Origin of the sequence: Klebsiella sp. WP4-W18-ESBL-05 (assembly GCF_014169075.1) — a bacterium.
GTDB classification, from domain to species: Bacteria; Pseudomonadota; Gammaproteobacteria; order Enterobacterales; family Enterobacteriaceae; genus Kluyvera; species Kluyvera ascorbata_B.
Genome location: NZ_AP022057.1, coordinates 3,413,294 through 3,439,203, shown reverse-complemented (window position 1 = coordinate 3,439,203; position 25,910 = coordinate 3,413,294). Strand labels below are relative to the sequence as shown.

Genomic DNA, 25,910 nt, shown 5'->3' with positions numbered 1-25,910 from the left:
AATCACTGTTTTTGAACCTGAAAAGGCGGGCAATACCATGGAGATACGCGTTTTTCGCCAGTCGGACTTTGAAGAGGTCATCACTCTATGGGAGCGATGCGATCTGCTGCGACCATGGAACGATCCTGAGATGGATATCGAACGTAAGGTAAACCATGACGTCAGCCTGTTCCTGGTGGCGGAGGTCAACGGTGAAGTGGTCGGTACCATTATGGGCGGCTACGACGGTCATCGTGGTTCAGCTTATTATCTTGGCGTTCACCCGGAATACCGCGGCCGCGGTATTGCTAACGCGCTGCTCAATCGTCTTGAGAAAAAGCTCATTGCCCGCGGCTGCCCGAAAATTCACATTATGGTGCGTGAGGAAAACGACGTCGTGCTGGGCATGTACGAGCGTCTGGGCTATGAACATGCCGATGTGCAAAGCTTAGGAAAACGTCTGATCGAAGATGAAGAGTACTGATTTCTCGCCCGCCGACTACGATCCGCAGGGCCGCCTGCGACTGCCGTTTTTGTTCTGGTGCCTGCTGTTGTTACAGGCGCGGACGTGGGTGCTGTTCCTGATGGCCGGCGCCTCACGCGATCAGGGCGATGCCTTGCTCAATCTGTTCTATCCTGACCACTCGCTTTTCTGGATTGGCCTGCTGCCCGGCGTACCGGCCGTACTGGCGTTTCTGCTTAGCGGGCGGCGCCACGTCTACCCGCGATTATGGCGATGGCTGCATCCGGCGTTAATCGTGTCGCAGATTATCCTGCTGCTGTGGCAGCCGTGGCTGTGGCTCAGCGGTGAGGCGCTGTCCGGCGTTGGGTTAAGCCTGTTTTTGCTGGATATCTATGCCCTATGGTGGCTGCTGAGCAATCGCCGTTTACGCGCCTGTTTTCGCGAGGTCACAGATTAAACGGCACTTTTTGCGTTTACTGGACTCCAACAGGCCTGACTTGAATTTATAGGAAGTATCAATGAAATCGCTGCGTTTATTCTTCTGTGCACTGCCGCTGGCGTTGACCGGCTGCTCAACGCTGTCGTCGGTTAACTGGTCGGCGGCCTATCCGTGGAACTGGTTTGGCTCTTCGGCCGGTATCACCGAGCAGGGCGTGGGCGGGATTAGCGGAACCACGGCGCTGAACGAACAGGCCATTAGCGACGCATTGGGCAGCAGCTATCGTATTCGAAGCGGCATGAAGGCGCACCAGGGCAATATTGTTCACTACTTTGAAGCGCTGCGCGGTGACAAGCTGGCGATGGTGATTAACGGCGACGGCGGCAGCGTCAGCCGGGTTGACGTCCTGGATGACAGCGTTGAAGCCGCCGACGGCGTGAAGGTCGGCGCAGCGTTTAACGCTATTTACGATAAAGCCTTCGGCAACTGTGCACCTGCAGTTGACGACGAGAGTAACGTGGTGGAATGTAAAGCAAAAGAGAGCCAGCACATTAGTTACCAGTTCTCCGGCACCTGGCAGGGGCCGCAGGGGCTAATGCCGCCGGACGATGCGTTGAAAAACTGGACGCTGTCAAAAATAATCTGGCGGCGCTAATTTTGTCGGCAAATTGACCCGCTGCGTCGAAAAGCGGGTACAATGTGTAAGGTTTTTCTATGCCACGATGTCGTGGCATTTTATTTCAGGAGGAGCGATGTCTCAGGTTCAGAGCGGCATTTTGCCGGAACATTGCCGCGCGGCGATTTGGATTGAAGCCAATGTTAAAGGGGACGTTAACGCCCTGCGTGCCGGCAGCAAAATTTTTGCCGAAAAGCTGGCGGCGTTTCAGGATAAATTCCCGGAAGCCCATTTAGGCGCGGTTGTCGCGTTTGGCCACAACACCTGGCGCGAGCTGAGCGGCGGCGTAGGTGCAGAAGAGCTGAAAGATTTCCCTCCGTACGGTAAAGGACTTGCACCCTCCACGCAGTTTGATGTGCTTATCCACATTCTGTCGCTGCGCCACGACGTGAACTTTTCCGTTGCTCAGGCTGCACTGGCGGCGTTCGGTGATTCCCTGGACGTGCAGGAAGAAGTGCACGGTTTCCGCTGGGTTGAAGAACGTGACCTGAGCGGTTTCGTTGATGGCACCGAGAACCCGGCGGGTGAAGAAACGCGCCGCGAAGTGGCCGTGATTAAAGACGGCGTTGATGCGGGCGGCAGCTACGTGTTCGTACAGCGCTGGGAGCACAACCTCAAGCAGCTTAACCGCATGAGCGTGCCGGATCAGGAAATGATGATTGGCCGTACCAAAGAAGCCAACGAAGAGATCGACGGCGACGATCGCCCGGAAACCTCTCACCTGACCCGCGTTGATCTGAAAGAAGACGGCAAAGGGCTGAAAATTGTGCGTCAGAGCCTGCCTTATGGTACGGCGAGCGGTACCCACGGCCTGTACTTCTGCGCGTACTGCGCGCGTCTGCATAACATTGAGCAGCAGCTGCTGAGCATGTTTGGCGACACCGACGGTAAGCGTGATGCGATGCTGCGCTTTACTAAGCCGGTGACCGGTGGGTATTACTTTGCGCCTTCGCTGGATAAGTTAGTGGCGTTGTAAGGTGCATTCTCTTCAGATGCCATAAAACGGGCCGTCTGATAGTGATACCGGCATGCCGCAATCAGTAGAGCATCGTTATCAAGTTTGTAGACAAGTCGATGCTCTAATGTGATCCGGCGGGACCAAAATCCCGCCAGATCAAATTTCAGCGGTTCTGGCTTACCTTTGCCGACAAAGGGCGTGCGTTTAATCGCCCTGATAAGCTCGTTTATCTTTTTTATCATGCTTTTATCCGTATTTTGCCAGTACAGATAATCGTCCCATGCCTGTGCTGACCAGATAAGTTTCACTCCATCAAATCCCTTTGGATACCTTTTCCAGTTTTTAGCTCCTCAATCGCATCCATGAGTCGTCCGGCATTTGCGGGTGATCGCATCAGATAAGCGGTTTCTTCCAGCGAACGGTATTCTTCGAGCGACATCAGCACGCATGCCTTACCGTTTTGTTGGGTGATGATAATAGGGGCGCGGTCTTCCGTCGCTTGCCGTAACGTTGTGGATAGGTTTTGCCGGGCTTCGCTATCGCTGATTATTCTCATGGCACTCTCCTGAATATGTCATACATGTCCATTGTATATGTGTGGGTATTTGACCCTGGATTAACAGCCCGAACAAGCCGTTGATAATGCTTTTGCGAGTCGTTATCCAGATATTCCTGACATGTTAAAAATCCTTATTCCCTTTTCAACTTCCAAATCACCAAACGGTATATAAAACCGTTACTCCTTTCGTCTCCGTTATAAATACACTGGTGCTCAGAGAGTCTCCAAACGATAGGGTGCGCAATGGCTATGACGTTACTGAAAAAAAGATACCTGGCGCTGGCCGCTTCAATGCTGCTGGTGGCACAAGCACAGGCGACGGAGCTGCTAAACAGCTCTTACGACGTCTCCCGTGAGCTGTTCGCCGCCCTGAATACGCCGTTTGAACAGCAGTGGGCGAAGGATAACGCGGGTGACAAGCTGACGATTAAGCAGTCACACGCCGGTTCTTCCAAGCAGGCGCTGGCTATTTTGCAGGGCTTAAAAGCAGACGTTGTAACTTATAACCAGGTGACCGATGTGCAGATTCTGCATGATAAAGGCAACCTGATTCCGGCGGACTGGCAGGCGCGTTTACCGAACAACAGCTCGCCGTTCTACTCGACCATGGCGTTCCTGGTCCGTAAGGGCAACCCGAAAAATGTTCATAGCTGGAACGACCTGGTGCGCCCGGACGTGAAGCTGATTTTCCCGAACCCGAAAACCTCCGGTAACGCGCGCTATACCTATCTGGCGGCGTGGGGCGCGGCGGATCAGGCTGACGGCGGCGATAAAGCCAAAACGCAGCAGTTTATGACCCAGTTCCTGAAAAATGTCGAAGTGTTTGATACCGGCGGCCGTGGCGCGACCACAACTTTCGTGGAGCGTGGTCTGGGCGACGTGCTGATCACCTTCGAATCGGAAGTGAACAATATCCGTAAGCAGTATGAAGATCAGGGCTTCGAAGTGGTGGTGCCGAAGGTCAACATTCTGGCGGAGTTCCCGGTCGCCTGGGTCGATAAAAACGTTAAGGCCAACGGTACCGAGAAGGCGGCGAAAGCCTACCTGAACTATCTGTATAGCCCGCAGGCGCAGACCATCATCACCGACTACTACTACCGCGTGAACAACCCGCAGGTGATGGACAAGCTGAAAGACAAATTCCCGCAGACCGAACTGTTCCGCGTGGAAGACAAATTTGGCGCCTGGCCTGAAGTGATGAAAACGCATTTCGCCAGCGGTGGTAAGTTAGACAAGCTGTTAGCGGCGGGGCGTAAGTAATGTTTGCTGTTTCTTCCAGACGCGTGCTGCCGGGCTTTACCCTGAGCCTTGGCACCAGTCTGCTGTTTGTTTGTTTAATTCTGCTGCTGCCGCTGAGCGCGCTGGTGATGCAACTGGCGCAGATGAGCTGGTCGCAGTACTGGGACGTGATTACCAACCCGCAGGTGGTGGCGGCCTACAAAGTGACGCTGCTGTCGGCGTTTGTGGCCTCGATTTTTAACGGCGTGTTCGGCCTGCTGATGGCGTGGGTGTTAACCCGCTACCGTTTTCCGGGCCGTACGCTGCTGGACGCGCTGATGGATCTGCCGTTTGCGCTGCCAACGGCGGTGGCGGGCCTGACGCTGGCGTCGCTGTTCTCGGTGAACGGCTTCTACGGCGAGTGGCTGGCGAAGTTTGATATCAAAGTGACCTACACCTGGCTCGGCATTGCGGTGGCGATGGCGTTCACCAGCATCCCGTTCGTGGTGCGTACCGTACAGCCGGTGCTGGAAGAGTTAGGCCCTGAATATGAAGAAGCGGCGGAAACGCTGGGCGCGACGCGCTGGCAGAGCTTCCGTAAAGTGGTGCTGCCGGAACTTTCCCCGGCGCTGGTGGCGGGCGTCGCGCTGTCGTTCACCCGCAGCCTTGGCGAGTTTGGCGCGGTAATTTTTATCGCCGGGAACATTGCCTGGAAGACGGAAGTGACCTCGCTGATGATCTTTATTCGCCTGCAGGAGTTTGATTATCCAGCGGCGAGCGCGATTGCGTCGGTTATCCTCGCGGCCTCTCTGCTGCTGCTGTTCTCCATCAATACCTTGCAAAGTCGCTTTGGTCGACGTGTGGTAGGTCACTAATGGCGGAAGTTACTCAATTGAAGCGCTATGACGCACCCCGCATCAACTGGGGTAAATGGTTTCTGATTGGTACCGGGATGCTGGTTTCGGCCTTTATCCTGCTGGTGCCGATGATCTATATCTTCGTCCAGGCGTTCAGCAAAGGGCTGATGCCGGTGCTGCAAAACCTGGCCGACCCGGACATGCTGCACGCCATCTGGCTGACGGTGATGATTGCGCTGATTACCGTGCCGGTAAACCTGGTGTTCGGCGTGCTGCTGGCATGGTTGGTGACGCGCTTTAACTTCCCGGGGCGTCAGCTGCTGTTGACGCTGCTGGATATCCCGTTTGCCGTCTCGCCGGTCGTCGCGGGTTTGGTTTATCTGCTGTTTTACGGTTCCAACGGCCCACTCGGCGGCTGGCTGGAAGCGCATAACCTGCAAATTATGTTTGCCTGGCCGGGCATGGTGCTGGTCACCATCTTTGTGACCTGCCCGTTCGTGGTTCGTGAATTGGTACCGGTAATGCTGAGCCAGGGCAGTCAGGAAGACGAAGCGGCGGTGCTGCTCGGTGCCTCCGGCTGGCAGATGTTTAAACGCGTTACGCTGCCAAATATTCGCTGGGCGCTGCTGTACGGCGTGGTGCTGACCAACGCTCGTGCTATCGGTGAGTTTGGCGCGGTGTCGGTGGTCTCCGGCTCGATTCGCGGCGAGACCCTGTCGTTACCGTTACAGATTGAACTGCTGGAGCAGGACTACAACACCGTCGGTTCTTTTACCGCCGCGGCGCTGCTGACCCTGATGGCGATTCTGACCTTATTTTTAAAGAGTGCGTTGCAGTGGCGTTTGCATAATCAGGAAAAACGCGCGCAACAGGAGGGAAATCATGAGCATTGAGATTGCCAATATTAAGAAGTCTTTTGGTCGCACCCAGGTGCTGAATGATATCTCTCTGGATATCCCTTCCGGCGAGATGGTCGCACTGCTGGGGCCGTCCGGTTCCGGGAAAACCACGCTGCTGCGCATTATTGCCGGGCTGGAGCACCAGACCAGCGGGCATATTCGCTTCCACGGCACCGACGTCAGCCGCCTGCACGCGCGCGATCGTAAAGTGGGGTTTGTGTTCCAGCACTACGCGCTGTTCCGCCATATGACGGTGTTCGACAACATCGCCTTTGGCCTGACGGTGCTGCCGCGCCGCGAGCGTCCAAACGCCGCGACCATTAAAGCAAAAGTCACTAAACTGCTGGAGATGGTGCAGCTTGCTCATCTGGCAGACCGCTATCCGGCACAGCTTTCTGGCGGACAAAAACAGCGCGTGGCGCTGGCTCGTGCGCTGGCGGTGGAGCCACAGATTTTACTGCTCGACGAACCGTTCGGCGCGCTGGATGCGCAGGTACGTAAAGAGCTGCGTCGCTGGCTGCGTCAGCTGCATGAAGAGCTGAAATTCACCAGCGTCTTCGTCACCCACGATCAGGAAGAAGCGATGGAAGTCGCCAACCGCGTGGTGGTGATGAGCCAGGGTAATATCGAACAGGCCGATGAGCCGGATCAGGTTTGGCGCGAGCCCGCCACCCGCTTCGTGCTGGAGTTTATGGGCGAAGTGAACCGTCTGCAGGGGACCATTCGCGGCGGGCAGTTCCACGTTGGCGCGCACCGCTGGCCGCTGGGCTATACGCCGTCTTATCAGGGGCCGGTAGATCTGTTCCTGCGCCCGTGGGAAGTGGATGTGAGCCGCCGTACCAGCCTCGATTCCCCGCTGCCGGTTCAGGTACTGGAAGCCAGCCCGAAAGGTCACTACACCCAATTAGTTGTCCAGCCTCTGGGGTGGTATCACGAGCCGTTAACGGTGGTGATGCGCGGGGATGATGCGCCGCTGCGTGGCGATCGTCTGTTTGTGGGCTTGCAGAATGCACGCCTCTATCATGGTGACCAGCGTATTGAGTCCCATGAGACGCTTGCTCTGGCAGAAACGGCCTGATAGCTTAATCGCACGTGGTTTTGCCGGGTGGCGCTACGCTTACCCGGCCTACAAAACAATATTGACAGGCCCGGTAAGCGAAACGCAGCCGGGCTTTTTATTGGACAGCAGAAGTGAATACATTAGAACAAACGATCGGCAACACGCCGCTGGTCAAATTACAACGTCTGGGGCCGGATAACGGCAGTGAAATTTGGGTCAAACTGGAAGGCAACAATCCCGCCGGGTCGGTGAAGGATCGGGCCGCGCTGTCGATGATTGTCGAGGCGGAAAAGCGTGGCGAGATTAAGCCGGGCGACGTGTTGATTGAGGCAACGAGCGGCAACACCGGCATTGCGCTGGCAATGATCGCCGCGCTGAAAGGTTATCAGATGAAGCTGCTGATGCCGGACAATATGAGCCAGGAACGCCGTGCGGCGATGCGTGCCTACGGTGCTGAGCTGATTCTGGTCACCAAACAGCAGGGCATGGAGGGGGCGCGTGATTTAGCGCTGGACATGGCCCAGCGAGGCGAAGGCAAGCTGTTAGATCAGTTCAACAACCCGGATAACCCGTACGCGCATTACACCACGACCGGCCCGGAAATCTGGCGGCAGACGGAAGGGCGTATCAGCCACTTTGTCTCCAGTATGGGCACCACCGGTACGATTACCGGCGTGTCACGTTTTTTACGTGAACAGGAAAAAGCGGTCACTATCGTTGGCCTGCAGCCGGAAGAGGGCAGCAGTATTCCCGGTATTCGTCGCTGGCCAGCGGAATATATGCCGGGGATTTTTAACGCCAGCCTGGTTGACCAGGTGTTGGATATTCACCAGAACGACGCGGAAAACACCATGCGCGCGCTGGCGGTGAAAGAAGGCGTGTTCTGCGGCGTGAGTTCCGGCGGCGCGGTGGCGGGCGCGATTCGCGTGGCCGAGCAAAACCCGGGTGCGGTAGTGGTAGCGATCATCTGCGATCGCGGCGATCGCTATCTGTCTACCGGGGTATTTGGTGAAGAACACTTCAGCCAGGGGGCGGGGATTTAAGTCACCGTGCTGTCCAGCAGGTCGGTGCCGTACGAGTTATCTACCGTACACAGCCAACGCCCTGCCTGCTGGCGAAATACGTAGGTCGCGCGGCGCGTGACCTGCGTTGTTTCACCGTTTTCCTGAGCAATATCCAGCCGGGTCTCCATGATCACCAGCGCGTTATCGCCACCTTCGATAATCTCCATTCTGCCCTGCGTCACCGTCAGTCGATGCTGAAAATAATCGGCGATGGCAATAAACGCTTTGCGAATGTTTTCTTTCCCGCTGACCATCATGCCGGGTTTCACCACCAGCGTGGCGTCCTCGGCGTAATATTCCATCAGCGTGGCGTAGTCTTCCTGCGAGATGGCGCGGTCGCAGGCTTCGATAACCGCTTTAAGCGATGACGCTGGCATGTCTTCTCCTTAACGCATTGGTGGTGGGTTACTGCGTCAACTTATCAAGAAATCCCCATAGCTTCTCATTCATTTCGCGATAGTCATAGGCGCGCATCTCATCGACGCTACGGATATACGGCTTACCTTTGGCTTCATCCAGCTCCTGTTGGGAGTGCTGAATCAATCCTTCAACCGCGTCGGCGGTAAACTCCATGTGGCACTGGAAGCCATACACCTTATCGGTATATTGCACTATCTGGCGCGGGCAGCCGGCGCTGGTGGCCAGAACGACCGTGCTATCGGTCAGCCCCGGCATGTCGTTGTGCCAATGGCCGACGGTGAGCGGCGAACCGAAATGGTTGAACAGCGGGTGTTGAAGCGCAGCCTCGGTGAGGGTTATCGGGTAGTGACCAATCTCTTTTTCCGGACTCTGGCCTACGGCAGCACCCAAGGCTTCGCCAATCAGCTGCGAACCGAGGCAAATGCCGACCACCGTGCGTCCGGCGTCAATGGCCTGACGAATGAGCTGCTGTTCGGCTTTGGAATCGAAGTAAGCGCATTCGGCGAGCGTTGTGCGCGGCGACTGAGGGCCGCCAAAGACGACAAGCATGTCAAAACCATCGGCGTTGGCGGGGACGCGCTCATGGTTATAGACGTGCGTCCAACTGATCTCATGGCCGCGCGACTCGGCCCACGGCAGGTAAGCGCCCGCAGATTCAAACGATTCGTGAATAACAAAATGGACTCGCACTGTTTTACTCCTGATAGAGGCTAAGCGCCTGATGAATATCGGCCGCTAGTCGGGTGATGTCGTTATCGCTAAGTGTAGAAATGGTAATACGCAGTCCATGCGCAGGGGCACTGACGCCAAACGCCTCGCCTTCACGCACCAGCCAGCCTGATTTTGCCAGCGAAAACGCCGCTGTCTGGCTGGCGGCGGGGAGCGGAAGCCACAGGTTCAGACCATCACCGGGGGGCGCATTTTCAATGCCACGGCTGCGTAGCGCCCGTGCCAGCTTTTGTTGTTGGCTGGCGTAAAACTGACGAGCCAGCGCCTGCTGTTGTGGGAACGCCTCATCCGTCAGGCAGGCGTAGACTAAATCTTGTAGCAGATGACTTACCCACTGGCTCCCGGCGTTGAGCCGCAGCCGCAGCTTCGCCGACGTGGCCGTATCGCTGGCAACAAAGGCCAGGCGCAGATCCGGACCCAGCGCTTTGGACATCGAGCGAATCACCGCCCAGTGTCGGGTATCCGACGTAAGCACGGGGTGCCAGTCGGCTGCCGAAAGAAGCGCAAAGTGGTCATCGACGATAACCTGCGCCTGCGGGTAGCGGCTGAGCACCTGGCGGATAGCGGCGGCTCGTGCCGCGCTGAGGCTGTAGCCGGTGGGGTTATGGGCGCGTGGTGTCAGGATCACTGCGCGAGCGCCGGCGGCGAGCGCACGTTCCAGGGCGTCCGCCTGCATCCCTTCGCTGTCGATGGTAACCGGGCTGGCGTGAAAACCGCTGTACCGTAGCATGCTGATGCTACTGAGGAAGCAGGGGTCTTCCACGGCGACGCTATCGCCGGGCAGCAGATGAGCGCTCAGCAGGCGTTCGATGGCATCGACGGCACCGTTGGTCAGATCTATTTCGCCCGCCGTGGGTATCGCCTCTTGCATCCAGCCCTGGGCCCAGTCATACAGCGCGGGTGATACCGGCGCATCGCCATACAGGCGCGGCGTTCGGCTAATGTGTGATAGATAACGACCCAAATCCGGTAATTTATCCGCGGCAGGATTGCCGCCGGAGAGATCGGTGAGCGGGGTATGCGGGTTGCCACCTTCCAGCGCTACCGGCGTTGGCGTGGCTTTAATCACCGTGCCGTTGCGGCCAAGGCTAAGCGCCAGCCCGGAGGTCACCAGTCTTTTATAGGCGGCGGCAACCGTATTGCGGTTAACGCCCAGACGCATCGCCAGGAAACGCACGGGCGGCAGCGTTTCCCCCTTCGCCAACTGTCCGCTGGTGATATGCTGGCGAATACTGTCAAAAATTTCACTGGCGCTTTTTCCGTCGATCATTATTGACCTATGACAAAATGAATTTTAGCATATGACGATAATAGTGAGGCGCCAGCCCGCTGTCCAGAGTCATAAGGAGAAGGAGATGGGGCAGGATAGTGAAATACAGTCGGTGCTGTTCCACGATACGCACCGTGCGCTGCAAACGGACATCGTGGCCGTGCAGTCTCTGGTGGTCTACGGCAGCGTCGGCAACAGTATTGCCGTCCCGGCGATCAAGGCCCACGGTCTGCGGGTGACCGCCGTGCCGACGGTGCTGTTTAGCAATACGCCGCACTACGACACGTTTTACGGCGGGATTATCCCCGGCGAGTGGTTCGGTGGGTACCTCCAGGCGCTGAATGAGCGTGATGCCTTGCGCGAGCTGAAAGCGGTCACCACCGGCTATATGGGCAGCGCGGAGCAGATTGCACTGCTGGCGGAGTGGCTAAAAACGGTACAGATCACCCATCCGGATATCTGCATTCTGGTTGACCCGGTGATAGGCGACGTCGACAGCGGGGTCTACGTCAAAGCGGAAATTCCGCAAGCCTATCGCACTCATCTGCTGCCGCTGGCGCAGGGGTTAACGCCCAACGTATTCGAGCTGGAAATGCTGAGCGGTAAGCCTTGCGGCACGCTGGGCGAGGCGATAGCCGCCGCGCAGTCGCTGCTTTCTGACAGCCTGAAATGGGTAGTGATCACCAGCGCGCCGGCCCAGACGGCCGATAACATTACCGTAGTGGTGGTGACGGCGGAATCGGCGGCGGTCATCGATCACCCACGTCTGGAAACGGACCTTAAGGGCACCGGCGATCTGTTCTGTGCGGAGCTTATCAGCGGCATAGTGCAGAAAAAATCGCTTTCTGATGCCGCACACGATGCCGCGCAGCGGGTTCTGGAAGTGATGCGCTGGACGCAAACGTGCGGCTGCGATGAGTTAATTCTGCCACCGGCAGGGGAGGCGTGATGAAGCGCTATCGTCTGGTTGTACGCCATAATGGTCGGCTGGTGGGGCATTTTGATACCAGCGGCAAGGATGCGCTGGAAGATGCTTGCGTGGCGCGGGCAGTATTCGGCGTTACCGGAGGGTATCAGTGCGAGCTGTGGGTGTCCGATTCCGAACGTCGGGTGCTGGAAAGCGGCCCGGATGGGATGAAAGTCCTGATGCACGAGCCCTGTTTTCGCCCGGTGACCTCGGCGCTGTAGGCTGCGGCTGGTGGCCGGATGGTGGCGTAAGCGCCCGCTCCGGCCTGCGGACAAAAAAATGGCGCCAATCGGCGCCATTTTTTATGCAGCAAGCATTACTTCTTGATGCGGATAACCGGGGTTTCACCAACGGTTACGCTGCCAGAAAGTTTGGTCAGCTCTTTGATCTCGTCCATGTTGGAGATAACAACCGGAGTCAGGGTAGACTTCGCTTTCTCTTCCAGCAGGGCCAGATCGAACTCAATCACAGTGTCGCCAACTTTAACGCGCTGGCCTTCTTCTGCGATACGTTTGAAACCTTCACCTTTCAGTTCAACGGTGTCGATACCGAAGTGAACGAACAGCTCGATGCCGCTATCGGATTCGATAGAGAAAGCGTGGTTGGTTTCAAAGATTTTACCAATGGTGCCGTCAACCGGCGCAACCATTTTGTTGCCGGTTGGTTTGATAGCAATGCCATCACCAACGATTTTCTCAGCAAACACTACGTCCGGCACGTCTTCGATGTTGACGATCTCGCCAGAGAGCGGTGCAATAATCTCAATTGTTCCTGTGTCTTTTTTGTCATCAGAAACCAGAGATTTCAATTTATCGAACAAACCCATGATCTTCTCCTAAGCAGTAATTTGGGCCGCGTCTCGTGGATTAGCAGATTGTTTTTTCTTCAATGAACTTGTTCACCAACGCCAGCAGTTCGTCTGTGGTCGGTTGAGCAAGCGCTTGCTCTGCTAATACCTTCGCATCTTCGAAGTTCGTGTTACGGATAATCTTCTTAATGCGCGGGATAGAAATGGCGCTCATAGAGAATTCGTCCAGACCCATCCCCAGCAACAGAAGTGTAGCACGTTCGTCGCCTGCAAGCTCACCACACATGCCAGTCCATTTGCCTTCAGCATGAGAAGCATCAATAACTTGCTTGATCAAAGTGAGGACAGACGGTGACATCGGCTGGTAAAGATGTGAAATCATATCATTACCACGGTCAACTGCCAGAGTATACTGCGTTAAATCATTGGTACCGATACTAAAGAAATCAACTTCTTTGGCTAAATGACGCGCAATGGTCGCTGCGGCTGGGGTTTCCACCATCACACCGATCTCAATGGATTCGTCAAATGCTTTACCTTCGCTACGCAGTTCCGCTTTGTAGATTTCAATCTCTTTCTTCAGTGCGCGCACTTCTTCAACAGAGATGATCATCGGGAACATAATACGCAGCTTACCGAAAGCAGAAGCACGCAGGATTGCGCGAACCTGGTCACGCAGGATCTCTTTACGATCCATTGCGATACGCACGGCACGCCAGCCCAGGAACGGGTTCTCTTCTTTCGGGAAGTTCATGTACGGCAGCTCTTTGTCGCCACCGATGTCCATGGTGCGGACGATGACCGCCTGAGAGCCACAGGCTTCAGCAACGGCTTTGTACGCGGCAAACTGCTCTTCTTCAGTCGGCAGCGCATCGCGGTCCATGAACAGGAATTCAGTGCGGTACAGGCCTACGCCTTCCGCGCCGTTACGCTCAGCACCGTCGATATCACGCACGGTACCGATGTTGGCGCAAACTTCAACCTGGTGGCCATCAAGGGTGATTGCCGGCAGATCTTTCAGTTTTGCCAGTTCGGCTTTCTCGGAGGCAACCTGTTCCTGTACAGCGCGAAGTTTTTCAATTTCTTCGTTTGTTGGGTTGACGTAAACCAGATTGTTTACGGCATCCAGAATCAGATAGTCGCCATTTTTCACCTGAGTGGTGACGCTGCCGGTACCCACGATAGCCGGCAGTTCCAGGGAACGTGCCATGATGGAGGTGTGGGAAGTACGGCCACCGACGTCAGTGATAAAGCCCAGCACCTTCTTCAGGTTCAGCTGTGCGGTTTCAGACGGCGTCAGGTCTGCGGCAACCAGGATAACTTCGTCCTGAATCGCGCTCAGGTCAATAATCGCCAGACCCAGGATGTTGCGCAGCAGGCGCTTACCGATGTCACGTACGTCAGCCGCACGTTCTTTCAGGTATTCATCATCCAGTTCTTCCAGGGCAGTCGCCTGACCTTCGATAACTTCATGCGCAGCTGCATCAGCCGTCATGTTCTTATCTTTAATCAGGGCTATGATTTCCTGCTCCAGCTCCTCATCTTCGAGCAGCATGATATGCCCTTCGAAGATGGCTTCTTTTTCTTCACCGAAAGTTTCGCCAGCTTTAGTTTTGATAGCTTCGAGCTGCGCGGACGCTTTAGTACGACCGCTCAGAAAACGCTCAACTTCCTGCTCAACCTTATCGGCAGAAATTTTCTTCCGGTCGATGACAATTTCATCTTCTTTCAGCAGCAATGCTTTACCGAAAGCGATACCCGGGGATGCTAAAATGCCTGAAATCATAACCCTACCTTACTTGTGACTGATATTTAAAAGAACTCGTTGAACTTACTCGAGTTCAGCCATCAGTTTAACCAGATGCTCAACTGCTTTCTGCTCGTCTTCACCTTCTGCGGACAGGGTAACAACGGTACCCTGAGTCAGGCCCAGAGTTTGCAGTTTGAACAGGCTTTTCGCGCTAGCGCTTTTGCCGTTGGAGGTCACAGTGATCTCAGAAGTGAAGCCTTTCGCTTCTTTAACAAACTGAGCAGCAGGGCGGGTATGCAGACCGTTCGGAGCGGTAATGGTAACTTCTTGCTGGAACATTATATTTCCCCAACTTATAGGTTTAGTGTTGTGGAACTAAAGTCTAGCCTGGTGGCTAGACTTTAGCCTGTATTACTCAATTCAAGCGACGTCCACAAATCAGCGCTACCATCGGCGACAAACCTTCCGACGCAGACGCTTCTGGCCTTTGACGTTTCGCTTATCATTAAACATTATGCCGCGAAAGCAGGATTTGAACCAAATCATAAAATCGATTCAGCACAGGAAAACCTGTAATGAATAATTTCGCGGCTCAAAATAAATATGATGGTTAAATACCAGACCTAAGGAGGTGAAGCAATGCCAGGGGGGGTAAAAGTTTGACGTACGCCACAAAAAAGCACCCGGCTGGGTGCTTTTTTACACGATTTTAACGCACTGGCATTACTGTTGCAGTTCTTTCTCGGTGAAGAGATCTGCAAATAACGCGGTGCTCAAATAGCGTTCACCCGAAGACGGTAGGATAACCACAATATTCTTATTGGTAAAGGTTTCATCTTCCTGAAGTTTCAGCGCGGCGGCAACGGCAGCACCGGAAGAGATACCGGCCAGAATACCTTCTTCTTCCATCAGACGACGTGCGGTAGAAATGGCTTCTTCATTGGTGATGGCGACCACTTTGTCGATCAGTTTCAGATCGAGGTTGCCGGGAATGAAGCCCGCGCCGATCCCCTGGATCTTGTGTGGGCCAGGCTTCAGCTCTTCACCTGCCAGCGCCTGCGCGATGACCGGAGAATCGGTTGGTTCAACGGCCACGGAGATGAGATCCGTTTTGCCCTTGGTGCCTTTAATATAACGCGTGACGCCGGTAAGAGTACCGCCGGTGCCGACGCCTGCAATGAATACGTCAACCTGGCCGTCGGTATCTTCCCAGATTTCCGGGCCGGTGGTTTTTTCGTGGATTTCCGGGTTCGCCGGGTTGCTGAACTGTTGCAGCAACAGGTATTTTTCCGGATTGCTGGCGACGATCTCTTCCGCTTTCTGGATTGCGCCCTTCATGCCTTTCGCACCTTCGGTCAGCACCAGATTGGCGCCCAGCGCTTTCAGCAGCTTACGGCGTTCAATACTCATGGTTTCCGGCATGGTCAGCGTCAGTTTGTAACCGCGAGCGGCGGCGACGTAGGCCAGAGCGATTCCAGTGTTGCCGCTGGTCGGTTCAACCAGTTCAACGCCCGGTTTCAGTACGCCACGTTTTTCGGCATCCCAAATCATATTGGCACCGATACGGCATTTGACGCTGAAGCTCGGGTTACGTGATTCAACCTTCGCCAGAATGCGCCCGTTACCGATGCGGTTCAGTCGTACCAGCGGCGTATGACCGATAGTCAGGGAGTTATCTTCAAAAATCTTACTCATGGCCTGTCCTTAACTGTATGAAATTTGGGGTACTGGACCAGCATACCTGCTTAAAGATTCTGCGGAAGTAAGGATTTCGCATATCTATATACTGAAGGGAAATAATGGCAAGCGGGATGGAATAAGGCAAGGTATAAGCCTCATCCATAGGGATGAGGCGTGGTGCGCGTTAGCCCTGCGTGGCGGAGAGCGGAGTCGTTGAGGTGTGTCCATAGCGGCCTTTACCCAGCACCTGGATGCCGATAAGGGTAATCACCCACGCTATGATGCCCATCACCAGATAGGTTTTGGCGAAGCCGTAGCGGTCGTATAGCATCCCGGCAATGGGGTTGATAAGCGCAATACCTAAATAGTTAAAACAGCCCAGCACCATATAAACGGTTCCGGTTAAGCGCTTATCGAAATAGAGAGAAAGATATTTAAAGATTGATACCAATAGCAGCGCCATCTCCAGACCGTAGAACGGTTTAATAATGGCAATCATCCACGCGTGAGTCGCCAGCGCGGAAACCACCAACCGCAATCCAATAACAAAACCCGCTAACAAGAGACCATTACGGGCGCCGACTTTATTAATCAGCCAGGGAATGGAAAACATTAAAATGAATTCGGCGGCGGATTGCACTGAGCCCATATAACCGAGCATCGCATTACCCTGTTTATGGTCGTCAAAGAAACTGACAAAATAACGCGGAAACTGTTGTTCTGCGCTCTGCATCATCCAGATAATTCCGCCGTAAAACAGCATCAGGATCCAGAACCCACTTTGGGTAAAGAGCATTTTGACGTCGGTTTTATTGACCGGTGCTTTTTGGCCTGAGTTAACCGCCTGCCAGTCGATACCGTCGCCCTGCGTTTTTAACATGCCGAGCAGCATGAGCAACACGATGCAGGCCAGCGATGTGACGCAGAAATTATAGTGCGGAGATAGGTTAAACAGCTGCCCGGCAAACAGCGACGCCACCGCCCAGCCCATCGATCCCCACATGCGCACGCGGCCAAACTCAAAGGACCAGGCGCGGCTATAGCGATCGGCGTAGGATTCAAACACCAGCACGCCGGCCAGATAAGCGAAGGAGAGATACAGTGCGCCAACCAGCATACCGGCAACCAGGTTAACGCCAAGCAGCGGCTGGTACACCCAAATGAAAAAGGGGGCTGCCAGCACCGAGGCGAGGGTCACGATGACCAGCAGGTGCTTGCCCAGACCGAGCTTGTCCATGATGTAGCCGCAGACGGGCTTCATCGCCAGCGCAAACAGGGCGTTGATTGAGAGCGCAAAGCCAATCTTTTCACTGTTCAGCCCCACGTTATCGGCCAGCCAGATCGCCAGAAACGACCAGCTGGTGGACCATGCAAAATAGAAAACAAAGAGACAGAGACTTATTCTGATATAAGCCTGCTTATTTATCATGCTGACCATATAATTCCACTCCATTGCGAAATGACAGCGCTACGTTAGCCTGAATAGCGTTTGCAGACTTTTATCTGATTGCCATCTTCTGGCCACCTTGTCGTTTTTATCCTTAGAGGCTGTGTTGTCCCTCACAGAATGAATATGTGAATTTTTTTATCGCCTTGAGAGGGCAATAAAACTCAATTTTTAGCCATTATTTTTAAATTATCCCCCCCTATAAAATAAGGTATTTGACAAGGCAATCATCAGCGTTTTAATTTCGCTACACTGGCAATGGTTCAGGAAATAACCATGCAAACTTTACAACAATCCCACGTATTTAATCGCCCCAGCGACCGGGTTTGCGTGCAGTATTGGTTGCCGGGTATTTCCTATCCAGAGCATGACCACGATTATCACGAAATACTCTTTTTGCTCTCCGGTACGATGACCCATATCGTCAACGGCTCACCCTGGTTTATGCGCGCCGGTTCATTTATGGCGCTGCGCGCCGAAGATCGCCACGCCTTTACTGACATGCACGAGAGCAGCGCCATTAATCTGCTGCACGTACCGCTAGGTCAGTTAAACTGGTTTGATAGTCGTATCGCGTCGCTGTTTGAAGAGTCGGAACCGCAGCTGTGGCATATGGCGACGCCCGGCTGGATGAAGGTCGTGAGGGAACTTAATGCATTTGCCTGCGCCGAAATGAGCGATGGCGGTGAGAGTGGCCCATTGCGTAGCGCTCTGCAGGAGACCTTTTTGCTGCGTTTGCTGGCCCAGCTGCCGCGCTATTGCCAGACGGCGTATGGCGATCTCAGCGTCGATGAGCGGGTGTGCCTGGCGATGTCGTGGGTAGACAGCCACTGGCAATTAAAGGTGGAGTGGTCAACGCTGGCGGACCGCTTTTCACTCACGCTTCGCACCTTCCAGCGCCGTTTTAAACAACGAACCGGGATGACGCCGCAGCAGTATTTAATTGCCCTGCGGCTGCGTCATGCCCGGTTTTTAATGCAGCAAGGCGTTCATTCGCTGCGGGATATTGCCGAGTACTGTCACTTTTATGATGCCAGCCATCTCGGCGCTTGTCTGCGACAGCAGGCGCTTACTTCCACATCGCGTGTTTATCGCGATAACAGTCCACCCACATCGCCGTCGCGCCGCAAATCGCCACCGGAATAATCACCAGGTTAAGCACCGGGATCAGGGTGAACAGGCTGGTCAGCGCGCCAAACTGCATGTTAGTGACCTTACGGGTGCGCAGCGCTTCACGCATAGTTTTAAACGGTACCTTGTGGTTATCGAACGGATAGTCGCAGTACTGAATCGCCAGCATCCAGGCGCTGAACAGGAACCACAGCACCGGCGCGACCGTCTGGCCGATGCCCGGAATAAAGTACAGCAGCAGCAGCACGACGGCGCGCGGCAGATACCACGCCAGCTTTTGCCATTCGCGTTTCATGATGCGGGGCAGGTCTTTCATAATACCGACAATACCGGTGTCCGGCGGGGTGGCGCCGGTTAAGCGCGCCTCTAACTGCTCGGCCAGCAGACCGTTAAACGGCGCGGCTATCCAGTTGGCGATGGTTGAGAAGAAATAGCCGAAAACCAGCAGAATTGAAATCACGATCACCGGCCAAAGCAGATAGCTCAGCCACTGCAGCCAGTCGGGAATACGCCCCATCAGCGAGGGGATCCAGCTCTCCAGCTTGCTGAACAGCCACCAGAAGGCGCCGCCCATCAGCACAATATTGACCAACAGCGGTAAGATGACGAATCGGCGAATGCCCGGCAAGCCGATCAGTTTCCAGCCCTGAGAGAAATAGTAAACGCCGCTGCGTGCGGCAGGGGTGGACGATGAAACCATGGTCAGGTGAAGCTCCTTTGTCTGACTACATTGAAAAGACGACACTATATTAGCGAGTTGTTGGACAATCACCAGTTAAGAAATGTTCGAAAAACAAGCAAAAAGTACGATTTAACGCATCTTTCTGCGGTGAATGTCATGTGCACACTTGCACTTGACGTGATGGGCAAATACTCTTAGTGAGTAAATGTTTGCCGTGGTGGCAAGGTGTTAGAACAACAGAGAATATAATGATGCAGGATTTGCGTCTGATATTAATCATTGTTGGCGCGATCGCCATACTCGCTTTACTGGTTCATGGTTTCTGGACGAGCCGTAAAGAGCGTTCCTCGATGTTCCGCGATCGCCCAATCAAGCGTATGAAGTCTCGCGATGCCGACGATGAGTCGGAAGACGACGTTGATGACAATGTTGAAGGCGTGGGTGAAGTTCGTGTCCACAAGGTTAATCACGCCCCTGGGGCCGCTGGGGAGCATGAAGCCCCCCGTCACGCGCCTCAACACCAGTACCAGCCGCCTTACGAGCGACAGGCTCCTCAGCCTGTGCGTCCGCAAGAGCCGGTACCGCAGCCGCCCGTTCAACAGCCTTATCAGCCTGCTCAGCACGCGCCGGTGCAGCAGCCTGTGCAGCAGCCCGTGCGCCCGCCGGTTGTCGAACAACCGCAGCCCGTGCCGCCGGTACATCAGCCTCAGCCTGTTGCTCCGCAGCCGCACGTTGCCGCGCCGGTAGCAGCGCCGACGGCCCAGCCGCTGCCGGTGCAGCCGCCGCAGCCAGAACCGGTTGCACAGCCAGCGCCAGAACCCGCCGAACCGGTTAAGCCGGAGCGCAAAGAGACGGTCATCGTCATGAACGTGTCCGCTCACCAGGGCTCATACATTAACGGTGAACTGCTGCTCAACAGCATTCAACAGGCCGGATTCAAGTTTGGCGATATGAACATCTTCCATCGCCATCTCAGCCCGGACGGAAGCGGCCCGGCGCTGTTTAGCCTGGCGAATATGCTCAAGCCGGGGACGTTTGATCCGGACAACATGAGCGATATGCAAACGCCAGGCGTGACTATCTTCATGCAGGTGCCGGGCTACGGTGATGAGCTGCAAAACTTCAAGCTGATGCTCCAGTCGGCACAGTATATTGCCGATGAAGTCGGCGGCGTGGTGCTCGACGATCAGCGTCGGATGATGACCCCGCAAAAGCTGCGCGAGTATCAGGATCGTATTCGCGAAGTGAAAGACGCCAACGCCTGATTCGGCGCGTGCGTTTTCAACCCCTCCTGAACCCCCGCCTGTCGGGGGTTTTTTATCATTGATGGTGTGATATGCAATCTATAGAACAACGACTGAATGAACTGCGAGCGACGCTTCGCCATCATGAATATCTGTACCACGTTCTGGATGCGCCGGAGCTACCGGACGCCGAGTACGACCGCCTGATGCGCGAGCTGCGCGAGCTGGAAGCGCAGCATCCGCAGTTAGTTACCGCTGACTCACCGACCCAGCGCGTCGGCGCTGAGCCGCTGGGCGCCTTTAGCCAGATTCGTCATGAAGTGCCGATGCTGTCGCTGGATAACGTGTTTGATGAAGAGAGTTTCCTCGCCTTCAACAAACGCGTGCAGGACCGCCTCAACAGCAGCGACAAGCTGACCTGGTGCTGTGAACTGAAGCTCGACGGGCTGGCGGTGAGCATTCTTTATGAAAACGGCGTGCTGGTCAGCGCCGCCACGCGCGGTGATGGCACTACCGGGGAGGACATTACCTCTAACGTGCGTACCATCCGTGCGATCCCGCTGAAGCTGCACGGCGACAACATTCCGGCGCGGCTGGAAGTCCGTGGTGAAGTGTTCCTGCCGCAGGCCGGGTTCGAAAAGATCAACGAAGACGCCCGCCGGACCGGCAGCAAGGTGTTTGCCAACCCGCGTAACGCGGCGGCCGGTTCGCTGCGCCAGCTGGACCCGCGCATTACCGCGAAGCGACCGCTTACTTTCTTTTGCTATGGCGTCGGCGTGCTGGAAGGCGGCGAGCTGCCGGATACCCATCTGGGTCGCCTGATGCAGTTTAAAGCGTGGGGCCTGCCGGTGAGCGACCGCGTGACGCTCTGCGATTCGCCGGAGGAAGTGCTCGCTTACTACCATAAAGTTGAAGAAGATCGCCCAACGCTGGGCTTTGATATTGATGGCGTGGTGATCAAGGTCAACTCGCTGGCGCTTCAGGAACAGCTGGGCTTCGTTGCCCGCGCCCCTCGCTGGGCGGTCGCGTTCAAGTTCCCGGCCCAAGAGCAGATGACCTTTGTTCGCGACGTTGAATTCCAGGTCGGGCGCACCGGCGCGATTACGCCGGTTGCACGGCTTGAGCCGGTCCAGGTGGCGGGCGTGCTGGTCAGCAACGCCACGCTGCACAACGCTGATGAAATTGCGCGGCTGGGGCTGCGTATCGGCGATAAAGTGGTGATTCGTCGCGCTGGGGACGTTATTCCGCAGGTGGTCAACGTGGTGGTTTCTGAGCGCCCTGATGACACGCAGGAAATTGTCTTCCCGACCCACTGCCCGGTGTGTCATTCCGACGTTGAACGCGTAGAGGGGGAAGCGGTGGCGCGCTGCACCGGCGGCCTGATCTGCGGTGCGCAGCGCAAAGAGTCGCTGAAGCATTTTGTCTCTCGCCGCGCTCTCGACGTGGACGGCATGGGGGATAAAATCATCGATCAACTGGTGGAAAAAGAGTACGTCCATACGCCAGCCGACCTGTTTACCTTAACGGCAGGAAAACTTACCGGCCTGGACCGCATGGGGCCCAAGTCGGCGCAGAACGTGGTGAATGCGCTGGAAAAGGCGAAGCAAACGACATTTGCCCGTTTCCTCTATGCGCTCGGCATTCGTGAAGTGGGTGAAGCCACTGCCGCAGGGCTAGCGGCCTATTTTGGTACGTTGGATGCGCTGGAGGCCGCGTCGATTGACGAGCTGCAAAAAGTGCCGGACGTCGGCGTCGTGGTGGCTAACCACGTGTTTAACTTCTTTGCCGAAGCGAGCAACCGCGAAGTCATTGAACAGTTGCTGAAAGAAGGCGTCAGCTGGCCTGCGCCGGTGGCAATCAACGTTGAAGAGATAGACAGCCCGTTTGCAGGTAAAACCGTGGTGCTGACCGGCAGTCTGAGCCAGATGTCCCGTGATGACGCCAAAGCACGGCTGGTCGAGCTGGGCGCGAAGGTGGCGGGCAGCGTATCAAAGAAAACCGACCTGGTGATTGCCGGCGAAGCGGCAGGCTCGAAGCTGGCCAAAGCGCAGGAGCTTGGCATCGCGGTGATTGATGAAGCGGAAATGCTGCGGCTGCTAGGAGTGTGACGTGGATAAAGCGCAGCTGATTGAGATTGCCAACACCGAGATGCCGTTCGGCAAGTATAAAGGCCGACGTTTAATCGACGTGCCGGAGGAGTATCTGCTGTGGTTTGCCCGCAAGGATCAGTTTCCGGCGGGCCATCTTGGCGAGCTGATGCAGCTGACGCTGTTGATTAAAACCGAGGGGCTGACCCAACTGGTGCAGCCCCTTAAACGCTAGCCTTAAACGCGGGCCTGCTCTTTGGCCTGCAGTTTTTCGGTCTGCGCTTTGTAGCGGCGCGCCAGCACCGCGCAGGTCATCAGCTGAATCTGATGGAAGATCATTAGCGGCAGCACCATCATCCCCAGAATTGACGTCGGGAAGAGTATATTGGCCATCGGAATGCCGTTGGCCAGACTCTTTTTCGAACCGCAGAAAACAATCGTAATTTCATCGGCTTTATTGAAGCCCAGACGGCGGGCAACCACGGTATTGATCAGAATCACCACCGCCAGCAGCACGATACTGACCACGACGATAAACAGCAGCGACCCCAGACCGACTTTGTGCCAGATCCCGTTAACCACAGCTTCACTGAAGGCGGAGTAAACCACCAGTAAAATTGACGTCTGGTCGGTTTTGGCGATCCATTTTTTGTGTTTGCTGACAAATGCGGCAGTCCAGGGGCGGGAGAGATGGCCAAGAACGAACGGCAGCAGCAGCTGCAGCATAATTTTGCCCACCTGCTCGAGACTGCCGCCGGCGCCGTGAACGTTCATCACCAGGCCAACCAATAGCGGCGACAGGAAAATCCCCAGCAGACTAGAGGCGGACGCAGAACAGACGGCGGCAGCTACGTTACCGCCCGCCAGGGACGTGAAGGCGATGGCCGATTGCACGGTTGCAGGCAGTATGCAGAGGTACAGGAAGCCTGAATAGAGTGCCGGATCGACGTTAATGGGCGCCCACCAGGCGAACAGTACGCCGAGCACCGGGAAGACCACAAACGTACTGCACATCACCCACAGGTGCAGTCGCCAGTGGCTGCCGCCGGCAATAATTGATTCACGCGATAGCTTGGCACCGTGCATGAAGAACAGCAGCGCGATGGCGGCGGTGGTTAAATTCTCGAAAAATGGTACGAAATCGCCGCGCGCGGGAAAGAAGGTGGCGAGCAGGACGACGGCGATAAGAGTAAGCGTAAACGGATCTAAAATGCGGAAAAGTTTCATAAAGACTCCTGAAGATCGATGATGCTATTTTGCTTTTTTATTGTTGAGAAATAAAATTGATTTATTGCATCCATTAATGAATAAAAAAGATGAATTACTCTCTTCGGCAGTTAAAGGTGTTTGTGACGGTTGCGCAGGCGAAAAGCTTTAGTCGGGCGGGGGAGATCATTGGCCTCAGCCAGTCGGCGGTTAGCCATAGCGTAAAGGAACTGGAGCATCAGACCGGCGTGCGTCTGCTCGACCGCACCACGCGCGAAGTGGTGCTAACCGAAGCGGGGCAGCAGCTGGCGCAGCGGCTTGAGCGCCTGCTGGATGAGCTGCATAGCACGCTGCGTGAAGCCGGGCGTATTGGTCAGCAGCTTAGCGGGACGGTGCGCGTGGCGGCAAGCCAGACCATCTCGGCGCATCTTATTCCGCAATGCATTGCCCAAAGCAATCGCCGCTATCCGGATATTCGCTTTGTGCTGCATGACCGACCGCAGCAGTGGGTACTGGAGAGCATCCGCCAGGGCGAGGTGGATTTTGGCATCGTTATCGATCCGGGCGTTGTGGGGGATTTACAGTGCGAAGCCGTGCTGTCGGAACCGTTTTTCCTGTTGTGCCGCGGCGATCATCCGTTTGCTGGGCTGCCGAGCGTGAGCTGGCAGGCGCTACAGGGGGCGAAGCTGGTGCTGCAGGACTACGCCTCGGGCAGCCGAATGCTGATTGATGCCGCGCTGCGCCTGCATGATATTGAAGCCGATATCGTGCAGGAAATTGGCCACCCGGCAACGCTGTTCCCGATGGTGACCGCCGGTATTGGTATTAGCATTATCCCCGCGCTGGCGCTGCCGTTACCTGAGGGGAGCCCGCTGGTTGTGAAGCGACTGACCCCAGGGGTAGAGCGTCAGCTGATGCTGGCGCGGCGAAAAAATCGCTCGCTCTCGACGGCCGCCCAGGCGCTGTGGGACGTGGTGCGTGAGCAGAGCCAGCTGCTGATGGATAACCGCGCTCAGGAGCCGCTGTATCAGATATAGATATCGATTTGACGGTCGTCGCTGGGCTTATTGATGCCGGTGACGGGGGCGGCAGAGGCTTCCTGTTTTTCTTGTTCCTTTTCCGCCTGCTGGCGCTGCAGCTGCGCCAGCTGTGCTTCCAGCATGGTAATCTGCTCCTGAATCATTTCCGCCCGCTTTTGTTTTTCTTCGGTGCTCCCGCTGCCGTCGGCGATTTCTTTTAGCTGCTGGGTGAGCTTCACAATCTGTTGGGTGATACGCGCCATCTGCGATGCGGCATCGTTACCTTCCGGCGCGGCGGAGCTGGTGGTGGCTTTCAGCGCTGCGATGGAAGTTGTGCTGATAGTGGTCATGATCGAGGCCTTATAAAGGGAAATATAACCAATATCGGCCTGCTAGCGGGAAGCTTGAGCATTGCTTCCCGCATTTGAGCATCAGAAATTGAATTTTACCGAGTAGATGATGGCGTCCTGATACCAGCTCTCGCCGAGCTTATCGTCCGCGTAGCGGTATTGAATACCGGTGGTCAGATGGGCTGTTGCGTTCCACCATACCGCCAGCGCGCCGTTCAGCCCTTCCTTACCGCCGTTACCGGCCGCATAGCTTGGATCCCGATCAAATTCGTATTCGTTCCAGTTGGTGACGGTGAATTTCTCATGGCCGAGCATAAAGCTGTACCCGGCAACCCACCCGGCCACGTAGCCATTATCACCGGTGTAGTAGGTCTGATCGGTATAGCGTTTAGCAATAAACGGCTTAAACCAATAACCGTTGCCGGTAAAGTTGTAGCCAAGGCCGTAGAGGAACATATCATCGTGGAAATTGACCCGGTTCGGTGAGCCATAGGTCCCGTAGGCGTGGAGATAGAGATTCAGCCCGGTATCGCCCAGATAAATGCGGTTGGTGTTTTTAAACGTATAGCGCTGTTCGCTGCCGGGTTTATCGTGACGGTTGTTATAAAAATTTTCCCAATCGAAGAAACCGTACATTTCGCCCCAGCTGAAATTGGCGCCGCCTTCCAGTTCAAGATAGCCAAAGTCATCTTTATGCGACTTATTACTCGATTTCTCCGTGGTTCGGTTTGACCAATCAAGATAATGCAAACCAATATCGGCGAATCCGCCTTTAAATTCGGCATGAGACGCGGCGGGAAGTAAAAGCAGAGAGGTAATGGCAAGAATAATGCGTTTATTGTTCATTGTTAATTTCTCTATTTTTAGGAATAATAAAAACATGCCATTTGTATTGTTAAATTTGGCCCATTACCAATACCGTTTTTACGCTGAATTAATACTTGCAGA

At 55.3% G+C, this 25,910-nt stretch carries 29 protein-coding genes and 1 pseudogene; 16 read left to right on the top strand and 14 right to left on the bottom strand.

All coding sequences use genetic code 11. The features are described from left to right. Window positions 1-37: 37 nt before the first annotated feature. The 4 genes from H7R58_RS16475 (at window position 38) to H7R58_RS16460 (ending at window position 2,533) form a co-directional block, all read left to right on the top strand. Entirely contained in the window at window positions 38-463 is a 426-nt protein-coding gene (locus H7R58_RS16475; protein ID WP_181357945.1) for a GNAT family acetyltransferase, read from the top strand. Further along, a complete protein-coding gene (locus tag H7R58_RS16470; protein ID WP_182930208.1) occupies window positions 450-899 on the top strand; it encodes a DUF2919 domain-containing protein in 450 nt (149 codons plus the stop codon). The genes H7R58_RS16475 and H7R58_RS16470 overlap by 14 nt, the downstream gene beginning before the upstream one ends. Window positions 900-960: 61 nt before the next feature. Then, window positions 961-1,536 (top strand): RpoE-regulated lipoprotein, encoded by a 576-nt coding sequence (locus H7R58_RS16465; protein WP_106924163.1) that lies wholly within the window; start codon window positions 961-963, stop codon window positions 1,534-1,536. 97 nt (window positions 1,537-1,633) lie between these two features. Then, window positions 1,634-2,533, top strand: a complete 900-nt coding sequence (locus H7R58_RS16460) for a Dyp-type peroxidase (protein ID WP_106924164.1) — start codon at window positions 1,634-1,636, stop codon at window positions 2,531-2,533. Window positions 2,534-2,571: 38 nt separating this feature from the next. Here H7R58_RS16460 and H7R58_RS16455 read toward each other — a convergent pair. Beyond that, window positions 2,572-2,823, bottom strand: a pseudogene (locus H7R58_RS16455) (Txe/YoeB family addiction module toxin); the annotation flags it as partial. After that, entirely contained in the window at window positions 2,820-3,071 is a 252-nt protein-coding gene (gene yefM / locus H7R58_RS16450) for a YoeB-YefM toxin-antitoxin system antitoxin YefM (RefSeq protein ID WP_106924166.1), read from the bottom strand. The gene yefM and the pseudogene H7R58_RS16455, both read right to left, overlap by 4 nt. A 246-nt stretch (window positions 3,072-3,317) precedes the next feature. Between yefM and H7R58_RS16445 the strand changes: the two genes are divergently transcribed. From H7R58_RS16445 to cysM, 5 genes are all read left to right on the top strand, one after another. Continuing rightward, the gene (locus H7R58_RS16445) at window positions 3,318-4,334 is read left to right on the top strand and encodes a sulfate ABC transporter substrate-binding protein (RefSeq protein ID WP_182930210.1); all 1,017 of its coding nucleotides are present in this window, start codon (window positions 3,318-3,320) and stop codon (window positions 4,332-4,334) included. Continuing rightward, complete coding sequence (gene cysT / locus H7R58_RS16440; RefSeq protein WP_035897290.1) at window positions 4,334-5,167, top strand: sulfate/thiosulfate ABC transporter permease CysT; 834 nt, start codon at window positions 4,334-4,336, stop codon at window positions 5,165-5,167. Before H7R58_RS16445 ends, cysT begins: the two co-directional genes overlap by 1 nt. After that, entirely contained in the window at window positions 5,167-6,042 is an 876-nt protein-coding gene (cysW, locus tag H7R58_RS16435; RefSeq protein WP_106924168.1) for a sulfate/thiosulfate ABC transporter permease CysW, read from the top strand. Before cysT ends, cysW begins: the two co-directional genes overlap by 1 nt. Continuing rightward, on the top strand, window positions 6,032-7,126 hold the full coding sequence (gene cysA, locus H7R58_RS16430) for a sulfate/thiosulfate ABC transporter ATP-binding protein CysA (RefSeq protein ID WP_106924169.1): 1,095 nt from the start codon (window positions 6,032-6,034) through the stop codon (window positions 7,124-7,126). The genes cysW and cysA overlap by 11 nt, the downstream gene beginning before the upstream one ends. Before the next feature lie 113 nt (window positions 7,127-7,239). Then, window positions 7,240-8,151 carry a cysteine synthase CysM gene (gene cysM, locus H7R58_RS16425; RefSeq protein ID WP_182930211.1) on the top strand — a complete coding sequence of 304 codons (912 nt, stop codon included), beginning with the start codon at window positions 7,240-7,242 and terminating at the stop codon, window positions 8,149-8,151. Here the strand turns inward: cysM and H7R58_RS16420 are convergent. From H7R58_RS16420 to ptsJ, 3 genes are read right to left on the bottom strand one after another with little or no spacing between them, the layout of a single operon-like run. Continuing rightward, window positions 8,148-8,549 (bottom strand): YybH family protein, encoded by a 402-nt coding sequence (locus tag H7R58_RS16420; protein WP_106924172.1) that lies wholly within the window; start codon window positions 8,547-8,549, stop codon window positions 8,148-8,150. The genes cysM and H7R58_RS16420 overlap by 4 nt on opposite strands. 28 nt (window positions 8,550-8,577) lie before the next feature. Beyond that, a complete protein-coding gene (locus tag H7R58_RS16415) occupies window positions 8,578-9,282 on the bottom strand; it encodes a type 1 glutamine amidotransferase (protein WP_106924173.1) in 705 nt (234 codons plus the stop codon). Between the two features lie 4 nt (window positions 9,283-9,286). Then, on the bottom strand, window positions 9,287-10,591 hold the full coding sequence (gene ptsJ, locus H7R58_RS16410) for a MocR-like B6 salvage transcription factor PtsJ (protein WP_182930212.1): 1,305 nt from the start codon (window positions 10,589-10,591) through the stop codon (window positions 9,287-9,289). Between the two features lie 85 nt (window positions 10,592-10,676). Here ptsJ and pdxK point away from each other — a divergent pair, with 85 nt between their 5' ends. Both pdxK and H7R58_RS16400 read left to right on the top strand, forming a co-directional pair. After that, window positions 10,677-11,540, top strand: a complete 864-nt coding sequence (gene pdxK / locus H7R58_RS16405) for a pyridoxine/pyridoxal/pyridoxamine kinase (RefSeq protein ID WP_182930213.1) — start codon at window positions 10,677-10,679, stop codon at window positions 11,538-11,540. After that, window positions 11,540-11,779 (top strand): cytoplasmic protein, encoded by a 240-nt coding sequence (locus H7R58_RS16400; protein WP_106924176.1) that lies wholly within the window; start codon window positions 11,540-11,542, stop codon window positions 11,777-11,779. The genes pdxK and H7R58_RS16400 overlap by 1 nt, the downstream gene beginning before the upstream one ends. A gap of 95 nt (window positions 11,780-11,874) precedes the next feature. Here the strand turns inward: H7R58_RS16400 and crr are convergent, their stop codons facing one another. From crr to H7R58_RS16375, 5 genes are all read right to left on the bottom strand, one after another. Beyond that, window positions 11,875-12,384 carry a PTS glucose transporter subunit IIA gene (crr, locus tag H7R58_RS16395; RefSeq protein WP_052282364.1) on the bottom strand — a complete coding sequence of 170 codons (510 nt, stop codon included), beginning with the start codon at window positions 12,382-12,384 and terminating at the stop codon, window positions 11,875-11,877. A gap of 40 nt (window positions 12,385-12,424) precedes the next feature. Next, on the bottom strand, window positions 12,425-14,152 hold the full coding sequence (gene ptsI / locus H7R58_RS16390; protein WP_182930214.1) for a phosphoenolpyruvate-protein phosphotransferase PtsI: 1,728 nt from the start codon (window positions 14,150-14,152) through the stop codon (window positions 12,425-12,427). Window positions 14,153-14,197: 45 nt separating this feature from the next. Next, window positions 14,198-14,455, bottom strand: a complete 258-nt coding sequence (gene ptsH, locus H7R58_RS16385) for a phosphocarrier protein Hpr (protein ID WP_002913505.1) — start codon at window positions 14,453-14,455, stop codon at window positions 14,198-14,200. 384 nt (window positions 14,456-14,839) lie between these two features. Beyond that, window positions 14,840-15,811: a cysteine synthase A gene (cysK, locus tag H7R58_RS16380; RefSeq protein WP_106924178.1), complete on the bottom strand. Its 972-nt coding sequence runs from the start codon at window positions 15,809-15,811 to the stop codon at window positions 14,840-14,842. A gap of 169 nt (window positions 15,812-15,980) precedes the next feature. Then, a complete protein-coding gene (locus H7R58_RS16375) occupies window positions 15,981-17,234 on the bottom strand; it encodes an oligosaccharide MFS transporter (protein WP_182930215.1) in 1,254 nt (417 codons plus the stop codon). A 285-nt stretch (window positions 17,235-17,519) separates the two neighbouring features. Between H7R58_RS16375 and H7R58_RS16370 the strand changes: the two genes are divergently transcribed. Then, window positions 17,520-18,389 (top strand): helix-turn-helix domain-containing protein, encoded by an 870-nt coding sequence (locus tag H7R58_RS16370; protein WP_182930216.1) that lies wholly within the window; start codon window positions 17,520-17,522, stop codon window positions 18,387-18,389. Here H7R58_RS16370 and cysZ read toward each other — a convergent pair. Further along, complete coding sequence (gene cysZ / locus H7R58_RS16365; RefSeq protein ID WP_065355855.1) at window positions 18,313-19,074, bottom strand: sulfate transporter CysZ; 762 nt, start codon at window positions 19,072-19,074, stop codon at window positions 18,313-18,315. The genes H7R58_RS16370 and cysZ overlap by 77 nt on opposite strands. 230 nt (window positions 19,075-19,304) lie before the next feature. Here cysZ and zipA point away from each other — a divergent pair, with 230 nt between their 5' ends. The 3 genes from zipA (at window position 19,305) to H7R58_RS16350 (ending at window position 22,622) form a co-directional block, all read left to right on the top strand. Further along, on the top strand, window positions 19,305-20,321 hold the full coding sequence (gene zipA / locus H7R58_RS16360; protein ID WP_182930217.1) for a cell division protein ZipA: 1,017 nt from the start codon (window positions 19,305-19,307) through the stop codon (window positions 20,319-20,321). 71 nt (window positions 20,322-20,392) lie between these two features. After that, window positions 20,393-22,408, top strand: coding sequence for an NAD-dependent DNA ligase LigA (gene ligA, locus H7R58_RS16355; RefSeq protein WP_106924180.1), 2,016 nt, complete (start codon window positions 20,393-20,395; stop codon window positions 22,406-22,408). Window position 22,409: 1 nt separating this feature from the next. Then, window positions 22,410-22,622: a DUF3820 family protein gene (locus H7R58_RS16350; protein ID WP_106924181.1), complete on the top strand. Its 213-nt coding sequence runs from the start codon at window positions 22,410-22,412 to the stop codon at window positions 22,620-22,622. A gap of 2 nt (window positions 22,623-22,624) precedes the next feature. On the opposite strand, the gene H7R58_RS16345 is transcribed toward H7R58_RS16350, so the two are convergent. Beyond that, the gene (locus tag H7R58_RS16345; RefSeq protein ID WP_106924182.1) at window positions 22,625-23,614 is read right to left on the bottom strand and encodes a bile acid:sodium symporter family protein; all 990 of its coding nucleotides are present in this window, start codon (window positions 23,612-23,614) and stop codon (window positions 22,625-22,627) included. An 89-nt stretch (window positions 23,615-23,703) separates the two neighbouring features. Here H7R58_RS16345 and H7R58_RS16340 point away from each other — a divergent pair, with 89 nt between their 5' ends. After that, window positions 23,704-24,630 (top strand): LysR family transcriptional regulator, encoded by a 927-nt coding sequence (locus tag H7R58_RS16340; protein ID WP_106924183.1) that lies wholly within the window; start codon window positions 23,704-23,706, stop codon window positions 24,628-24,630. On the opposite strand, the gene H7R58_RS16335 is transcribed toward H7R58_RS16340, so the two are convergent. After that, complete coding sequence (locus H7R58_RS16335; protein WP_106924184.1) at window positions 24,621-24,962, bottom strand: FlxA-like family protein; 342 nt, start codon at window positions 24,960-24,962, stop codon at window positions 24,621-24,623. The genes H7R58_RS16340 and H7R58_RS16335 overlap by 10 nt on opposite strands. 81 nt (window positions 24,963-25,043) lie before the next feature. Then, complete coding sequence (locus H7R58_RS16330; protein WP_106924185.1) at window positions 25,044-25,808, bottom strand: nucleoside-specific channel-forming Tsx family protein; 765 nt, start codon at window positions 25,806-25,808, stop codon at window positions 25,044-25,046. Window positions 25,809-25,910: the final 102 nt, after the last annotated feature.

Coding starts and splice junctions, on each gene's coding strand:
- H7R58_RS16475 (WP_181357945.1), top strand. CDS start 38: ATGGAGATACGCGTTTTTCGCCAGTCGGACTTTGAAGAGGTCATCACT.
- H7R58_RS16470 (WP_182930208.1), top strand. CDS start 450: ATGAAGAGTACTGATTTCTCGCCCGCCGACTACGATCCGCAGGGCCGC.
- H7R58_RS16465 (WP_106924163.1), top strand. CDS start 961: ATGAAATCGCTGCGTTTATTCTTCTGTGCACTGCCGCTGGCGTTGACC.
- H7R58_RS16460 (WP_106924164.1), top strand. CDS start 1,634: ATGTCTCAGGTTCAGAGCGGCATTTTGCCGGAACATTGCCGCGCGGCG.
- yefM (WP_106924166.1), bottom strand. CDS start 3,071: ATGAGAATAATCAGCGATAGCGAAGCCCGGCAAAACCTATCCACAACG.
- H7R58_RS16445 (WP_182930210.1), top strand. CDS start 3,318: ATGGCTATGACGTTACTGAAAAAAAGATACCTGGCGCTGGCCGCTTCA.
- cysT (WP_035897290.1), top strand. CDS start 4,334: ATGTTTGCTGTTTCTTCCAGACGCGTGCTGCCGGGCTTTACCCTGAGC.
- cysW (WP_106924168.1), top strand. CDS start 5,167: ATGGCGGAAGTTACTCAATTGAAGCGCTATGACGCACCCCGCATCAAC.
- cysA (WP_106924169.1), top strand. CDS start 6,032: ATGAGCATTGAGATTGCCAATATTAAGAAGTCTTTTGGTCGCACCCAG.
- H7R58_RS16420 (WP_106924172.1), bottom strand. CDS start 8,549: ATGCCAGCGTCATCGCTTAAAGCGGTTATCGAAGCCTGCGACCGCGCC.
- ptsJ (WP_182930212.1), bottom strand. CDS start 10,591: ATGATCGACGGAAAAAGCGCCAGTGAAATTTTTGACAGTATTCGCCAG.
- pdxK (WP_182930213.1), top strand. CDS start 10,677: ATGGGGCAGGATAGTGAAATACAGTCGGTGCTGTTCCACGATACGCAC.
- H7R58_RS16400 (WP_106924176.1), top strand. CDS start 11,540: ATGAAGCGCTATCGTCTGGTTGTACGCCATAATGGTCGGCTGGTGGGG.
- crr (WP_052282364.1), bottom strand. CDS start 12,384: ATGGGTTTGTTCGATAAATTGAAATCTCTGGTTTCTGATGACAAAAAA.
- ptsI (WP_182930214.1), bottom strand. CDS start 14,152: ATGATTTCAGGCATTTTAGCATCCCCGGGTATCGCTTTCGGTAAAGCA.
- ptsH (WP_002913505.1), bottom strand. CDS start 14,455: ATGTTCCAGCAAGAAGTTACCATTACCGCTCCGAACGGTCTGCATACC.
- cysK (WP_106924178.1), bottom strand. CDS start 15,811: ATGAGTAAGATTTTTGAAGATAACTCCCTGACTATCGGTCATACGCCG.
- H7R58_RS16375 (WP_182930215.1), bottom strand. CDS start 17,234: ATGGTCAGCATGATAAATAAGCAGGCTTATATCAGAATAAGTCTCTGT.
- H7R58_RS16370 (WP_182930216.1), top strand. CDS start 17,520: ATGCAAACTTTACAACAATCCCACGTATTTAATCGCCCCAGCGACCGG.
- cysZ (WP_065355855.1), bottom strand. CDS start 19,074: ATGGTTTCATCGTCCACCCCTGCCGCACGCAGCGGCGTTTACTATTTC.
- zipA (WP_182930217.1), top strand. CDS start 19,305: ATGATGCAGGATTTGCGTCTGATATTAATCATTGTTGGCGCGATCGCC.
- ligA (WP_106924180.1), top strand. CDS start 20,393: ATGCAATCTATAGAACAACGACTGAATGAACTGCGAGCGACGCTTCGC.
- H7R58_RS16345 (WP_106924182.1), bottom strand. CDS start 23,614: ATGAAACTTTTCCGCATTTTAGATCCGTTTACGCTTACTCTTATCGCC.
- H7R58_RS16340 (WP_106924183.1), top strand. CDS start 23,704: ATGAATTACTCTCTTCGGCAGTTAAAGGTGTTTGTGACGGTTGCGCAG.
- H7R58_RS16335 (WP_106924184.1), bottom strand. CDS start 24,962: ATGACCACTATCAGCACAACTTCCATCGCAGCGCTGAAAGCCACCACC.
- H7R58_RS16330 (WP_106924185.1), bottom strand. CDS start 25,808: ATGAACAATAAACGCATTATTCTTGCCATTACCTCTCTGCTTTTACTT.